Source organism: Ensifer sp. VA4 (genome assembly GCF_055710065.1).
The window spans coordinates 233,869-247,072 of record NZ_JBVQPO010000002.1 but is presented as its reverse complement, the minus strand read 5'-3'; the positions used below and the strand labels follow the sequence as shown (position 1 = coordinate 247,072).

The following is a 13,204-nucleotide window of genomic DNA, read 5'->3' as shown; positions in this document are numbered from 1 at the left end:
CGCCACCCCTCACACCGCCAGAGCTTTGTCTTCGCGATAGAAGATGTCGCGGCCGATATCGATGCACTCGTGTTCGGCTGGAACCGGATGCATCGCGCGAAGGAAGGAGTGGGTGTAGGGAAAGAAATTGAAGTGCGGGTTGAACGTGTAGCGATACTCGCGCTCGCGCGGCACGACGATGATCAGGCGCCGCCGGGTGATCCGGCGAAGCTCGGAAATCGCCTTGCGATAGTCGAGGATATGCTCGATGACGTGCGTGCAGACGACGGTATCGAACTCGCCATCGGCAAACGGCAGCTCCTCGATCATCGCCGCGTGATACTCTACGCCCTCGATCCGGGCCGCATCGTCGATGGCAAAGTCGACGCCCGTGAGGCGCCGAAGGCCCGGATTAGGCTCTCGAATACGCTTCAGCAGAACGCCGGTTCCGCAACCGACGTCGCAGACGCCGTCGCCGACGACGCTTGCCGCGATCTTGCGAACGCAGGCTTCGGAATTGTCCGATCCCTCGTGGACCCTCGGATGCAGCCGGTAGAGATCTTCGTATTCGCGCGCCGACAGGAACGGCGCACGCGCGCGAAACTCGGCAAGATGCGCGATATGCTTGCCCCAGGCGAGGCTGGCCATGCCCTTGAAAAGCCGCGAATCTCGGAAGATCGGCGGGATGACGTCTTCGATGATGAAGCGTATGCGGTTGGTTGTTTCCCGGTTCATCCGTGGCGTTCCCGAACAATCCGTGGTGTTGGCTGTAGGCCGGATTCCTGGTCGTCGAACGGGGAGGGAGCGATGCTCGCATTCAAGCTCTCAGCCGGCGCAGCCCGTGCGGGCGTCGCGATATAGTGCAGCCGGAGCTGCTCGGTGCGGGCGCGCGAGACCGAATCGAGGATCAGACCGGCCGTGATCATCATGATCGAGACCAGGAGCAGAGCCAGCGAGAAGACCCAGGTGGGCATGCGGGGCACGAGCCCGGTCGCGAAGTATTCGATCAGGACCGGCGTCATGAAAATTGAACTCGCCGCCAGGAAAGCGAGGCTGATGAGGCCGAAGAAGGTGAACGGCCGCGTTTCCTTCATCAGCATCACGAAGGTCCAGAGGATCTTGGCGCCGTCCTTGAAGGTCGAGAGCTTGGAATGGGAGCCTTCGGGCCGCCGGCCGTAATCGAGCTCGAGTTCAGCGACCGGCAGCTTCAGCCGCGAGGCATGGACCGACATCTCCGTCTCGATCTCGAAGCCATTGGAAACGGCCGGGAAGCTCTTGGCGAACCGCCGCGAGAAGACGCGGTAGCCGGAGAAAATGTCGTTGAAGTCCGTGCCGAACATCGAACGGTAGAGAAGGTTGAAGAGGCGGTTCCCGAGGGCGTGCCCCTGTCTGCCGGCGTCGTCATGAACGCCGCGGCGCGTCCCGACGACCATGTCGGCGCGCTCGGTGATCAGGGTGCGCACGAGATCTTCCGCATCCGTCGGGCAGTAGGTGCTGTCGCCGTCGGCCATGACATAGATGTCGGCATCGATATCGGCGAGCATTCGGCGTACTACATGCCCCTTGCCCTGCCGGCGTTCGCGCACGACGGTTGCGCCGGCAAGCACGGCCCTCAGCGCCGTGCCGTCCGTCGAGTTGTTGTCGTAGACGTAGATGCGGGCCGTCGGCAGCGCCGTTTGGAAACCTTGAACGACCTGCCCGATGGTCGAGGCTTCGTTGTAGCACGGCAAGAGAACGGCGATGTTGAAACGTTCGAACATCCGAGCGGCTCGGTTCCTGTTGGATCGGTGCCATCATAGGCATCAGGGTGTTAACAAGACGCCAAGGAGCGTCGCGCTGGGCGCTCGACAAGCTCGTTCCCGCCCCCCCCCGGTTTTTACCCTTTCTTGATTGCGCCTCCTTATGATGCCGCGAGAGCAAGAGGGGCGGGAAACTATGCCGAGTGGCACTGCGGCACCATCAGACATGGCGACGGCGCATGCACCGAGGCGGTCCTGGTCGAACCTGCCCTGGGCGGTGCTCGTCTACGGCGCGCCCATCATCCTCTTCCTCATCATCCAGTTCCTGAGGGCGCCTGACTATGTCGGCCGCGACAATGACGATGTCATGCGACTGGTAGAGGTGCGCGATCTGCTGGCCGGCCAAAGCTGGTTCGACATGACGCAAGTCCGCCTCGGCCCTGAGGGCGGAACGTTGATGCACTGGTCGCGCTTGATTGATCTGCCCATCGCCGGGCTCATGGCTCTCCTCAGGCCCTTTGTCGGTGCAATGCAGGCGGAAGTCCTGGCCCTAGCGATATTGCCGATCTGCCTGGCGCTTCCGTTGCTCGCGGCAATGGGTCTGGCCGGGCGCCGTGTCGGCGGCACGCCATCCATGCATTTCTGTCTGGGGCTGACGGCGCTGTTCATCGCCACCTCGAACCGGTTCCTAGGGGGGGCGATCGATCATCATAACGTGCAGTTGGTCCTGGTCGCGGTCATGCTGGCGATGCTCGTCGATCGGCGGTATCGCGCGTCCAGCTACGCAATGGCAGGATTGGCGGCGGCGCTGGCGATCGCCATTGGTGCGGAAACGACGCCATTTGTGGCCATGGTCTGCGCCGTCGTTGCCTGCCAGTGGGCCGCCGTCGGCGGGAAGGCTGCGCGGACCACCGTTGCCTTTGGCCTTTCGCTCGCTGCAGGCTTGAGCCTCTTCTTTTTCGTGACCGTGCCGCCGCGCCTCTATCTGGCTGCGACCTGCGACAATCTCTCGATCGCCTTCTACTCGCTGGCGCTGACTGGAGGCGGCCTGCTTGCTCTTGCCGCGGCAATGGTCAGCGATCGACCGACCGTCGTGCGGTTCTTCGCCCTCGGCGCTTGCGGCCTGGGTATCGTTGCCGTGGCACTGTCGGTGGCGCCGCAATGCCTGGGCAATCCCTTGGCAGGGCTCGATCCGCTGCTTCGCGAGCTGTGGCTCGACAACGTCACCGAGGCGCGTTCCTTCGTTGCCGTTGCAAGGACGGAATCAGCGAGCATCGGGGCCTACTACTTCACCGGTGCATTTGCCGCGCTTCTTTGTGTCTGGCGCATCTGGCGCCGTGACCGGATCGGTCTCAACCTCATCCTCTTCGCGCTTGTGTTCTCGAGCCTGATGATTGCGCTCATCCAGGTGCGCGGGATGGCCTTTTCCAATCTCCTGGCGATTGTGCCGATCGCTTTGCTGCTCACCGACCTTCGCGCCCGCTCAAACGGCGGAACGGCAGGCGTGGGCGCCTCTCTGCTTTACGTCGGCACGCTTGTCATTTCGGTTCCGGCGGTATGGGCCATGGCCGGAACGCTCGTCGACAAGGGGATCGGGGGACACGTGGCGGGCGAAACCGCAGTCTCGAACGGTGAGGCGTGCCTGACAGCGGCGTCGCTGGCAGATCTGGAAGACTTGCCGCCGTCGTTCGTCGTCGGGCCATCGGATATTGGTGCGGCCCTCCTTCTTCACACGCAGCACCGCGTGCTGAGCGCGCCCTATCACCGCAATGCCGCCGGCATGCTCGCGGAACTGAAGATCGGCCTGGCGCGGCCGGAAGAAGCGGAGGCCATGCTGCGGCAACTCGGGCATCCAGTGCTGGCCTTCTGCGCCGCCGACGTTCAGGCGCGAATGATCGCCGCGAGGGCGCCGCAAGGCTTCTATGCCGAGTTGACCGCCGGGCGCGTGCCGGCGTTCCTTTCGCCCCTGCCGGTTTCGGCAGGCGCGTCCATTCGGCTCTATGCCCTGAAACCTTGAGCGCGCCTGCCGCCGGCGGGTGGAAAGCGCAACGGATGTGCTGGCCTTCGGCCAAGGGTGCGGTAAAAGAAGCCATGGCTTCTTTCTTCGACAGCGATTCTCCGAGCAACCTCACCGAATATTCGGTGTCCGAGCTTTCCGGCTCGATCAAGCGAACGGTCGAGCAGGCTTTCGACCAGGTGCGCGTCCGCGGCGAGATCTCCGGCTATCGCGGCCCGCATTCGTCCGGTCACGCCTATTTCGCGCTCAAGGACGATCGGGCGCGCATCGATGCGGTGATCTGGAAGGGCACGTTCTCGCGCCTGCGCTTCCGGCCCGAGGAAGGCATGGAAGTGATCGCGACCGGCAAGGTCACGACCTTCCCGGGCTCGTCGAAGTACCAGATCGTCATCGAATCGATGGAGCCGGCCGGTGCCGGCGCGCTGATGGCGCTGCTGGAAGAGCGCAAGCGCAAGCTCGCCGCCGAAGGGCTCTTTGATGCCGGCCGCAAGCGGCCGCTACCCTACATGCCCAAGGTGATCGGCGTCGTGACGTCGCCCACGGGTGCGGTCATCAGGGATATCCTGCACCGCATCGCCGACCGCTTTCCCGTGCACGTCGTCGTCTGGCCCGTCCGGGTGCAGGGCGATGGTTCGGGCGACGAGGTGGCGGCAGCGATCCGCGGCTTCAACGCGATCGAGCCGGGCGGCGCGATGGCCCGGCCAGACGTGCTGATCGTCGCCCGCGGCGGCGGCAGCCTCGAGGACCTCTGGGGTTTCAACGACGAAGCCGTCGTCCGCGCCGCGGCCGCCTCCGAGATTCCGCTGATTTCCGCCGTCGGGCACGAGACCGACTGGACCTTGATCGACTATGCCGCCGACCAGCGGGCGCCAACGCCGACTGGTGCTGCGGAAATGGCGGTGCCGGTGAAGGCCGATCTCGAAGCCGCGGTTTCCGGCCTCTCGGCTCGTCTCAAGGCGGCCGTCGGTCGGCAGATGGACAATCGCCGCCAGGCGGTGCGTTCACTGGCGCGCGCGCTGCCGTCGCTCGATCAGTTGCTGGCGCTGCCGCGCCGCCGGTTCGACGAGGCCGCCCTCGGGCTCGGACGCGGCCTGCAGATGAACACGGCCAACAAGCGGCGCCAGTTCGAGCGCGTATCGACCGAGCTTCGAGCAGACCTTCTCAAAGGCAAGCTCTCCGACCGCCGTCAGCGAATCGCCGACTTCATGAACCGCGCGGAACGCATCGTCGAGCGGCAGGTGCATCGCGGCGAGGCGCGGGTTTCGGCGGCAGACGCCGCGCTGCGGACGTTGCCGTCGCGGCTGCTTGGCCAGATCCATCGCGCGACGGATCGTGTCGCCGGGCTCGCCGCCCGATCCGATGCAGCGGTTCGCGCCGACGTGCGCCGCTTGCGCAGCGTCATCGTCGCCCAGGACCGCATCCTGCAATCCCTTTCCTATCGCAACGTCCTGCAGCGCGGCTTCGCGCTGGTCCGCGATGCCGAAGGCGGTCCGGTGCGGCAGGCGGCGGCCGTTACGGCCGGCATGGCGCTCAGTCTGGAATTTGCCGATGGCCGGGTCTCAGCCATCGCGGGCGAGGGGAGCGGCGAGCCGGTCCCGCAGCCGCCGACGCCCCGCAAGAAACAATCGAAGTCCCCAGAACCGTCAGGAGAGACGCCGAAGCAGGGCACGCTGTTCTAGTCCGGCTGGCCGTGATGGGACGGGCGTCTTGGGAACGCGCCGCTTTCTGGCTTCACGGTCGCCAGCCCAGAAGATCAAGCGGAAGCTCCGGCGCCAGTCATAAGGGAGAACCATGCGTATCTTGCTCGTGCTTGCTCATCCGCTGGAAGACAGTTTTGCCGCAAGTGTTGCGCGTGAAGCGCGCGCGGCGTTGGAGGAAAACGGCCATACCGTCAACCTGCTCGATCTCTACCGCGAAGGCTTCGACCCACGCCTGAGCGTGGCGGAACGCGCAAGCTATTTTACCGAGACCTATGATCGATCGGCGGCCTCCGATTGGATCGCACGACTGCAAGCGGCGGACGGGTTGGTGCTGGTGTTTCCGCAATGGTGGTTCAATTTCCCGGCGATTCTCAAGGGCTTCTTCGACCGGGTTTTGGCACCCGGTGTTGCCTTCGACAACGATGCGACCGGCGGGCGCATCATTCCGCGCCTCCAAAACATCAAGCTCTTCTGGGCGCTGACCACGACCGGTGCTCCCTGGTGGGTGGTGCATCTCTACATGGGCAATCCGGTGAAGCGGCTTTTGAAGCGCGGCATCGCTGCCTTGTGTGCCAAGGGGCTGAACTTCCGCATGCTCGCGCTGCACGACATGGACCGGGCGACCGACGCCAAGCGCAAGGCGCATCTCGCCCGTGTCCGTCGGCTGGTCGGCGGCATCTAGAGCGCCATGCGTTCAGATGAACGCACTAAGGTCACTCCAGCACTTTGTTTCTAGGGCATCTTTCCGCTTCCAGCGCTTTCACTTGAACGCGCCATGCGCTGGCCACGGCTACTCGAACGCCGCCAGATACTTGCGCAGCAGCCGGTCGAGCGTCGCGCGCTCCTCGGGCGAGAGCTCGGCAACGACCCGATGCTGGTTTGCCACATGCGCGGTCGCCGCCTCGTCGACCCGGCGCAGCCCTTCCTCCGTCAGGGCGATGATGACGCTGCGCCGGTCCTCGGGATTGGCGATCCGCTCGACGAGGCCGGCTTTCTCCAACTGGTCGATGCGGTTGGTCATGGTGCCGGAACTGACCATGGTCGTATCCAGCAGCTCGCCGGGCGAAAGCCGATAAGGCGGCCCGGAGCGGCGCAGCGTCGCCAGCACGTCGAAGCTCGAAGCGGAGAGGCCGCGTTCGGCAAAGGTCTTTTCGATCTCCCGGCCGATATGCGTCGAAAGCCGCGAGAGCCGGCCGAGCAGACCCATGGCCGACACGTCGAGATCCGGCCGTTCCCGGTGCCATTGAGCCAATATCCTATCGACGCGGTCCATCCGAAGCCTCCATTGTTCCAACAGCTATAGGATATCTTGACGTAGAGATAAACTCTGATAGTCTCAATTTATCTTGATATAGAGATTCTTTAGGTAGAGATATGAGCGCGAACCGCACTGCCGACCTTGCCTTGACTGCGCTGGCACCCGCCATCTGGGGCAGCACCTACCTCGTCACGACGGAGTTCCTGCCACCAGGCTACCCGCTGACGGTTGCGATGTTGCGGGCCCTGCCGGCGGGGCTCCTGCTGCTGCTCATCATACGGCGTCTTCCTGAAGGTATCTGGTGGCCGCGAAGCTTCATCCTCGGTGCGCTCAACTTTTCCTTCTTCTGGGCCATGCTGTTCGTCTCGGCTTACCGACTGCCGGGCGGCGTTGCCGCCACGGTCGGCGCCGTCCAGCCGCTGATCGTCATCCTGTTGTCACGCGTCTTCCTCGGCTCGCCGATCCGGACGCTCAGCGTCGTCGCCGGCCTTGCGGGCATCGTCGGGGTCGGCCTTCTGGTTCTGACGCCGGGCGCCACGCTCGATCCGCTCGGAGTGCTCGCCGGTCTCGCCGGCGCCGTCTCCATGGCTTTCGGTACGGTCCTCAGCCGCCATTGGGCGCCGCCGGTGCCGCCGCTCACCTTCACCGCCTGGCAACTGGCGGCCGGCGGCCTGCTTCTCGTGCCGGTAGCGCTGTTCTTCGAACCGTCCCTGCCTTCATTGACGATGGCAAACGTTCTCGGCTTGGCCTATCTCGGCCTGATCGGCGCCGCCTTCACCTATCTGCTCTGGTTCCGCGGCCTCTCACGCCTCGAACCGGCGGCCGTCTCGCCGCTCGGCTTCCTGAGCCCGGTCGTTGCAATCCTGCTCGGCTGGGGCGTGCTCGGCGAGCAACTGACGCCGGTCCAGGCCCTCGGCATCCTCGTCGTCTTCGCCAGTGTCTGGCTCAGCCAGCGCGCACAATTGCTGCCCAAGGTGCGACCGGCCCGCGCCTAAGCGCGGGCTTGCAACCATAGGGCAAGCGCTTCACATTGCCGGCCGGCCACTTTACTGACGAAGAGGCCGCCGCATTCCTGCGACGGCCTTGATGGTTTTCACAAAGGGAACCGGCCCCTGATCGCGACCGCGATCAGGCCCACTCGCCCTGGCGCATGACCGGCACGCCGCTGCCGTCGGCACGCACGCCGTCGATGTCGACCTGGCCGGAGCCGATCATCCAGTCGATATGGATCAGGCTCGAATTGCCGCCCTGGGCGCGGATCTGTTCCGGCGTCAGCCTGGCATCGTCGACGAAGCAGCCCGAATAGCACTGACCGAGCGCGACATGGCAGGAGGCGTTTTCGTCGAACAGCGTGTTGTAGAACAGGATGCCGCTGGCCGAGATCGGCGAGGAATGCGGCACCAGCGCCACTTCGCCGAGCCGGCGCGCGCCTTCGTCGGTATCCAGCACCTTGTTCAGCACTTCCTCGCCGCGCGATGCCTTCGCCTCGACGATCCGGCCGCCCTCGAAGCGCACCTGGATGTTGTCGATCAGCGTGCCCTGGTGCGATAGCGGCTTGGTCGAGGAGACATGGCCCTCGACGCGCAGGGCGTGCGGCGTCGTGAAGACCTCCTCGGTCGGGATGTTCGGGTTGCAGGTAATACCATTCTTGGCTTCCGACGCGCCGCCGCACCACAGATGCCCATCGGCCAGTCCCACCGTCAGGTCGGTGCCGGGGCCGGTAAAGTGTAGCGCAGCGAAGCGCTCGCCGTTCAGCCAGGCCGAGCGCCGGGCGAGGTTGGCATTGTGCTCCTTCCAGGCGGCCACCGGATCGGCGACATCGACGCGCGAGGCGGCGAAGATGGCGTTGGCGAGCTTTTCGACGGCAACCGCGTCCGGATCGTTCGGGAAGACCAGCTTCGCCCAGGACGGGTTCGGGTAGGAGACGATGTTCCAGTTGATGTCGAAGTTGGAGATCTTTTCAAGCGCCGGCTTGTAGGCGATCGAATTCGCCTTGTTGGCGCGCGCGACCTTGGCCGGGTCCTGCGTCGAGAGCATCATCGGGTTGTCGCCGGAGATCGCCAGGCGCGCAGCACCGCCGGCAAAGGCCTTGGCCATGCCCTCGAACAGCCAGTCGCTCGCCCGGTCGAAGCTCTCGTCCGGAGCGTAGGCGTAGCGTGCCAGTGTCGTGTCTTCGTCGGTGTAGAGCGTCGTCACCAGACCTGCACCCGCCTTGTAGGCGTGCTTGGTGATCAGGCGCACCAGCGGCATTGCCGCGACCGGCGCGGTCATCACCAAGTCCTGGCCGCGCTGCAGCTGCAGGCCGACCTGGATCGCGACTTCTGCAAGCTTATCGAGTTTTACAGGATCGATGGGATTGGGCGTATTGGCGGGATAGGTCATGATCTGCCTGTCTTTTGAATCGGAAGAAGAAGACTTAGAGCGCTTTGCGGCGAAAATGAAGGCTGATTGCCCGGCACTGTTCCGCGGTTAGCGTGCCGCGAGGGCAGCCCTCATCCGTTCGACATTGCTCCGGTGCACTGCCTCGTAAGGCGCGAAATGGACGAGCGCGCCGGAGGCGATCTCCTCGGCGGCGAATTCCGCAAGCGTGCCGATGGCAGCGCCGGTCCCAATCGCATGCGTCAGCCGCTCGATGTAGCCGCGGTTGGCATCGATCAGTTCCGGCCCGTAGCCGCCGGCGGCGATGCGCTCACGGTCGCCATGGGCGGGCAGGATCCGAGCAATCGGCCATTGCCGCAGGCGCCCGAGTTCCGAGATGTGCGTCGCCGTCTGGTCGGCCTCGCTGATGAAGGTCGTCGTATCCTCGAGCGTATCGCCGGCGAGCAGCAGCTTCTCCTCGGGCAGCCAGATGACATTGCCGTCGGCGCTATGGATGGCGAAGTGATGCAGCTCGACCCGACGTTCGCCGACGGTGAGCGTGAGCGTCTCCGTAAACAGCCGGTTCGGCATGACGAGGGGATTGATCGGCGGTGTCGCCGTCTCGATCCGTTCGCGATTTTCCTCAAGCTTCTCCGCCGTCAGCTTGAGCGCGATGATCTCGCAGTCGGCAAAGACGGCGTTCCCGGCCACGTGATCCTTGTGCCAATGGCTGAGCACGACGCGGATCGAGGTGACGCCGAGGCTTTCGAGATGATCGCGGATCGCCTGGGCATGGGCGAGCGAAATATGGGTGTCATAGACCAGCGCCTCGCGGCCATCGACGATGGCATAGGAGGCGATGCCCAGTTCATAGGCGCCGTCATCGAGCCAGTTCGGCGCCTCCGAGTGAAGCCGCACCCCGGCAATACGCCCGTCGTAATAGGCGTAGAGGCCGGGGTAGGGCTCCAGGATCGTCAAGGTCGAGGTCAGGTCCGTCATGTGCAACTCCTCCCGCACGGGCTTGGTGATGTCATAGGCCAGTGCGAAACGAAACTGAAGGACGGGATGCTGGCTGCGATCCTATCTGCCTATGCCTCTCGCGCACGCAGCAGGTAGGCGTCGTGATCCCTGAGGAAGGCCATCAGCCGCTCGCCGTAATCGGCGGTCACGGCCGCCTTGACGCTGGGTCGCTCGGAGAGCGCCCTTCGCCAGGTGCGGACTCGGTCAAGGCGATCGAAGATATCGTGATCGGCGAGCGTGTCGAAGAGGTCGAAGTAGCGGAAGATCGGTGCGAAGACCGCATCGACGAGGGAAAAGCCGGCGCCGGCAAAATAGGGACCATCGCCGAGTGCCGCTTCCACGGTCGCGAACTTGCCGGCGATCGCCTTGCGCTTCTGCTCGTAGGTTGCCTGGTCCTTGGCGGTCTCGAAGCCCCAGAGTTCCGAAAGGATCGATGAGCCGAATTCCATCCAGCCGCGATGCCGGGCGCGCTCCAGCGCATTCTCGGGGTGAAGCCTCGGACCGGCTTGAGTTTCCTCGACATATTCGGCGATGACGGAGCTTTCGAACAGCACTGCTTCACCGCCTTGCTGCGGCACCTGGAGCAGCGGCACCTTGCCGAGAGGCGAGATCTTCAGGAACCAGTCGGGCTTGGACTTGAGGTCGATATAGGTCCGCTCGAAACGAACGCCTTTTTCGTCGAGCGCAATCGAGGCGCGTTGCACATAGGGGCAGAGATGGTGGCTGACGAGGGTAAGCATGGCAGTCTCCCGGTTGAAGTAAGGTAGATGCATCTGCATGTATGTGGGCTTGCTTCGGCTTTCAAGATGGATGTAATTGCATCTATGGCCAACGAGACAAAAAACGAAGCAAAGCGCCCGAGTGCGGAAACCACCGAAGCCTGGATCGGGCTGATGCGCGCCCGTGAGCGCGTGCTTGCGCGGATCGAGGCCGACTTCAAGGCTGCCGGCTTGCCGCCGCTTGCCTGGTACGATGTGTTGTGGGAGCTGGCCCAGGCGGAAGGCGGCCGTCTGCGTCCCTTCGAGATCGAAGCGCGCACGCTGCTTGCGCAATACAATCTTTCGCGCCTGATCGATCGGCTGGTAAAGGAAGGTCTGGTCCGCCGCGAAGCTTTCGACGCCGATGGTCGCGGCCAGTGGGTGGTGATCACCGAGGCCGGCCGGACGATGCGTGAACGCATGTGGCAGACCTATGGCCCATCGATCGAGGCCCATGTCGGTGCCAGATTGACAGAGGCCGAGGCGAGGCAGTTGGCAGCGCTGCTGGCGAAGCTGCGGTAAGGCATTTCAAGCGCGATATAGCTATTGGCACGGCGTAGGGGCGATGGAATTCCTCGGAAGCTTGCCCCTCGGTCGTGGCTGGGAGAGCGAGTGCAGCAAGGCCCCTTCTCCCCGCGTGCGGGGAGAAGGTCGCGGCAGCGGGATGAGGGGCCGTCACGCGCAGCCCACGCCGCGCGATACCCTCAACCTCAGCTGCTGAGGCCGAAGGATTTTTCCAGCGCTTCCCAGGTTTCGTCCATGGCGAAGGTGCCGGAGAGATAAGGCAGCGCCACATGGCCGTAGAGCGGCGAAAGTTGCCACTCGGCCGTCTCCTCGTCGACGCCGGCGATCTGCTGCAGGTAGATCGTCGAGACGAGGCCGGTGCGGTCGGCGCCGGCCTTGCAATGGATCAGTAGCGGCTTCGGCGCGTTCCTGAGGATCGCCATCAACGCGTCGGTTTCCTTGCGGTCGATCTCCGCCGAGGCGGACATCGGGAAGTTGATGAGCCGGATACCGTTACGCTCGGCGGCGGCGACCTCATCACGATACCAGCGTTCGTGCGGTTTCTCGCCGCGCAGATTGAGTATGGTGCGGATGCCGTAGGCCTTGGAATAGGCGGCGATCGCTTCCGCAGTCGGCTGTGCCGAACGGTAGACCTCACCGGCGACGAGCGTGTGGAAGTTGCCGGTCCATTGCAGACCAACGAGATAGAGGGCCAGGGCTGCAACGAGCGCAACCGTGCCGACGACGAGGCGTTTCAGAAGACGCTTCGCGCGCAGAAACCTTGCAGATGCCATGAAACGACTCCGAAGCGACCCCACGCTCCCGGTCGTGAGCGCGCTGCGGGCGGAAACCATCGGAGATTTCCTCATCCCGCATCGCGGCTCTATATGTCATCCATGATATTTTGATGGCAGAGATCAGGCGATCAGCGGTGCGGCGATCGCCTTCAGCGCCGCCTGGGCGTCGCGCGGCGCGAGCCGGACCTGCAGCCCGCGCTGGCCGCCATTGATGTAAACCGCGGCTTCGGCAAGGGCTGCCTCTTCGATTGCGGTCGGCACCAGCTTCTTCTGTCCGAACGGGCTGATGCCGCCGACGTGGTAGCCGGTCAGCCGCTCGGCGTCCGCCGGCTTCATCATGGCCGCCGATTTGCCGCCGAAAGCGGCGGCGAGCTTCTTCATGCTGACTTCGCGGTCGGAGGGTACGACGCAGCAGACCGGCTTGCCGTCGACCTCGGCCATCAGCGTCTTCAGTACCCGGCGCGGATCCTCGCCGAGCGCTTCCGCCGCCTGCAGGCCGACGCGCTCGGCATTGGGATCGTAGTCATAGCTGTGCACGCTGAAGGCGATGCCGGCCTTCGAAAGCGTTTGCGTGGCGCGGGTGGTCTTCGACATCGTCGCTCCAAATGGGGATCAGGCTTTGGCGAGCAGCGCCTCGTAGAGGTCAGGCTTGAACCCGATCAGCAGGTTGCCGTCGGCTTCGAGCACCGGCCGCTTGATCATCGAGGGCTGGGCCAGCATCAGCGTGATCGCCTTTTCTTCGTCGAGGCCCTGCTTGTCGGCCTCGTCGAGCTTGCGGAAGGTGGTGCCGGCACGGTTCAGCACCATTTCCCACCCGGCTTCCTTGCACCAGCGTTCGAGATGCGCGCGGTCGATGCCCTCGGCCTTGTAGTCGTGGAAGCGGTAGGCAATGCCCCGGCCCTCGAGCCAGGTGCGCGCCTTCTTCATCGTGTCGCAGTTCTTGATGCCGTAGATCGTAACCGTCATTCCATGCCCCAATATCGTCGTGAGCAACTCCGGCCACTGTCCGGAATCGCGCAACTTGAAAGCGTGACGGGAGTGATAGCCGCCTGACGCGCGGGAGGGAAGAGCGCT

General features: G+C 64.4%; 14 protein-coding genes. 5 read left to right on the top strand and 9 right to left on the bottom strand.

Annotation, left to right across the window (positions count from 1 at the left end):
• Positions 1–9: 9 nt before the first annotated feature.
• Both AC0C6X_RS04135 and AC0C6X_RS04130 read right to left on the bottom strand, forming a co-directional pair.
• Positions 10–714: a class I SAM-dependent methyltransferase gene (locus tag AC0C6X_RS04135; protein WP_247960271.1), complete on the bottom strand. Its 705-nt coding sequence runs from the start codon at positions 712–714 to the stop codon at positions 10–12.
• Positions 711–1,739, bottom strand: coding sequence for a glycosyltransferase family 2 protein (locus AC0C6X_RS04130; protein WP_173515237.1), 1,029 nt, complete (start codon positions 1,737–1,739; stop codon positions 711–713). The genes AC0C6X_RS04135 and AC0C6X_RS04130 overlap by 4 nt, the downstream gene beginning before the upstream one ends.
• A 175-nt stretch (positions 1,740–1,914) precedes the next feature.
• On the opposite strand from AC0C6X_RS04130, the gene AC0C6X_RS04125 reads away from it, so the two are divergent.
• The 3 genes from AC0C6X_RS04125 (at position 1,915) to AC0C6X_RS04115 (ending at position 6,117) form a co-directional block, all read left to right on the top strand.
• A complete protein-coding gene (locus tag AC0C6X_RS04125; RefSeq protein WP_472951996.1) occupies positions 1,915–3,735 on the top strand; it encodes a hypothetical protein in 1,821 nt (606 codons plus the stop codon).
• 74 nt (positions 3,736–3,809) lie between these two features.
• Positions 3,810–5,414 carry an exodeoxyribonuclease VII large subunit gene (xseA, locus tag AC0C6X_RS04120; RefSeq protein WP_472951995.1) on the top strand — a complete coding sequence of 535 codons (1,605 nt, stop codon included), beginning with the start codon at positions 3,810–3,812 and terminating at the stop codon, positions 5,412–5,414.
• A 112-nt stretch (positions 5,415–5,526) separates the two neighbouring features.
• The gene (locus tag AC0C6X_RS04115; RefSeq protein WP_472951994.1) at positions 5,527–6,117 is read left to right on the top strand and encodes an NAD(P)H-dependent oxidoreductase; all 591 of its coding nucleotides are present in this window, start codon (positions 5,527–5,529) and stop codon (positions 6,115–6,117) included.
• A gap of 108 nt (positions 6,118–6,225) precedes the next feature.
• Here the strand turns inward: AC0C6X_RS04115 and AC0C6X_RS04110 are convergent, their stop codons facing one another.
• Complete coding sequence (locus tag AC0C6X_RS04110) at positions 6,226–6,708, bottom strand: MarR family winged helix-turn-helix transcriptional regulator (protein ID WP_247960830.1); 483 nt, start codon at positions 6,706–6,708, stop codon at positions 6,226–6,228.
• Between the two features lie 101 nt (positions 6,709–6,809).
• Between AC0C6X_RS04110 and AC0C6X_RS04105 the strand changes: the two genes are divergently transcribed.
• The gene (locus tag AC0C6X_RS04105) at positions 6,810–7,688 is read left to right on the top strand and encodes an EamA family transporter (RefSeq protein WP_472951993.1); all 879 of its coding nucleotides are present in this window, start codon (positions 6,810–6,812) and stop codon (positions 7,686–7,688) included.
• A gap of 133 nt (positions 7,689–7,821) precedes the next feature.
• On the opposite strand, the gene AC0C6X_RS04100 is transcribed toward AC0C6X_RS04105, so the two are convergent.
• The 3 genes from AC0C6X_RS04100 to AC0C6X_RS04090 all read right to left on the bottom strand — a co-directional run bounded on the left by AC0C6X_RS04100 (position 7,822) and on the right by AC0C6X_RS04090 (position 10,811).
• Positions 7,822–9,075: an aminopeptidase gene (locus AC0C6X_RS04100; RefSeq protein ID WP_472951992.1), complete on the bottom strand. Its 1,254-nt coding sequence runs from the start codon at positions 9,073–9,075 to the stop codon at positions 7,822–7,824.
• Positions 9,076–9,162: 87 nt separating this feature from the next.
• A complete protein-coding gene (locus AC0C6X_RS04095) occupies positions 9,163–10,050 on the bottom strand; it encodes an MBL fold metallo-hydrolase (protein WP_247960833.1) in 888 nt (295 codons plus the stop codon).
• 89 nt (positions 10,051–10,139) lie between these two features.
• Entirely contained in the window at positions 10,140–10,811 is a 672-nt protein-coding gene (locus AC0C6X_RS04090; RefSeq protein ID WP_472951990.1) for a glutathione S-transferase family protein, read from the bottom strand.
• A gap of 84 nt (positions 10,812–10,895) precedes the next feature.
• Between AC0C6X_RS04090 and AC0C6X_RS04085 the strand changes: the two genes are divergently transcribed.
• Positions 10,896–11,351 (top strand): MarR family winged helix-turn-helix transcriptional regulator, encoded by a 456-nt coding sequence (locus AC0C6X_RS04085; protein ID WP_472951989.1) that lies wholly within the window; start codon positions 10,896–10,898, stop codon positions 11,349–11,351.
• Positions 11,352–11,539: 188 nt separating this feature from the next.
• On the opposite strand, the gene AC0C6X_RS04080 is transcribed toward AC0C6X_RS04085, so the two are convergent.
• The 3 genes from AC0C6X_RS04080 to AC0C6X_RS04070 form a co-directional block, all read right to left on the bottom strand.
• A complete protein-coding gene (locus AC0C6X_RS04080; protein WP_173515245.1) occupies positions 11,540–12,127 on the bottom strand; it encodes a dual specificity protein phosphatase family protein in 588 nt (195 codons plus the stop codon).
• A gap of 123 nt (positions 12,128–12,250) precedes the next feature.
• Positions 12,251–12,724 (bottom strand): Cys-tRNA(Pro) deacylase, encoded by a 474-nt coding sequence (gene ybaK / locus AC0C6X_RS04075; protein ID WP_173515246.1) that lies wholly within the window; start codon positions 12,722–12,724, stop codon positions 12,251–12,253.
• A gap of 18 nt (positions 12,725–12,742) precedes the next feature.
• A complete protein-coding gene (locus AC0C6X_RS04070) occupies positions 12,743–13,096 on the bottom strand; it encodes an ArsC family reductase (protein WP_173515247.1) in 354 nt (117 codons plus the stop codon).
• Positions 13,097–13,204 lie beyond the last annotated feature (108 nt).

Coding starts and splice junctions, on each gene's coding strand:
- AC0C6X_RS04135 (WP_247960271.1), bottom strand. CDS start 714: ATGAACCGGGAAACAACCAACCGCATACGCTTCATCATCGAAGACGTC.
- AC0C6X_RS04130 (WP_173515237.1), bottom strand. CDS start 1,739: ATGTTCGAACGTTTCAACATCGCCGTTCTCTTGCCGTGCTACAACGAA.
- AC0C6X_RS04125 (WP_472951996.1), top strand. CDS start 1,915: ATGCCGAGTGGCACTGCGGCACCATCAGACATGGCGACGGCGCATGCA.
- xseA (WP_472951995.1), top strand. CDS start 3,810: ATGGCTTCTTTCTTCGACAGCGATTCTCCGAGCAACCTCACCGAATAT.
- AC0C6X_RS04115 (WP_472951994.1), top strand. CDS start 5,527: ATGCGTATCTTGCTCGTGCTTGCTCATCCGCTGGAAGACAGTTTTGCC.
- AC0C6X_RS04110 (WP_247960830.1), bottom strand. CDS start 6,708: ATGGACCGCGTCGATAGGATATTGGCTCAATGGCACCGGGAACGGCCG.
- AC0C6X_RS04105 (WP_472951993.1), top strand. CDS start 6,810: ATGAGCGCGAACCGCACTGCCGACCTTGCCTTGACTGCGCTGGCACCC.
- AC0C6X_RS04100 (WP_472951992.1), bottom strand. CDS start 9,075: ATGACCTATCCCGCCAATACGCCCAATCCCATCGATCCTGTAAAACTC.
- AC0C6X_RS04095 (WP_247960833.1), bottom strand. CDS start 10,050: ATGACGGACCTGACCTCGACCTTGACGATCCTGGAGCCCTACCCCGGC.
- AC0C6X_RS04090 (WP_472951990.1), bottom strand. CDS start 10,811: ATGCTTACCCTCGTCAGCCACCATCTCTGCCCCTATGTGCAACGCGCC.
- AC0C6X_RS04085 (WP_472951989.1), top strand. CDS start 10,896: ATGGCCAACGAGACAAAAAACGAAGCAAAGCGCCCGAGTGCGGAAACC.
- AC0C6X_RS04080 (WP_173515245.1), bottom strand. CDS start 12,127: ATGGCATCTGCAAGGTTTCTGCGCGCGAAGCGTCTTCTGAAACGCCTC.
- ybaK (WP_173515246.1), bottom strand. CDS start 12,724: ATGTCGAAGACCACCCGCGCCACGCAAACGCTTTCGAAGGCCGGCATC.
- AC0C6X_RS04070 (WP_173515247.1), bottom strand. CDS start 13,096: ATGACGGTTACGATCTACGGCATCAAGAACTGCGACACGATGAAGAAG.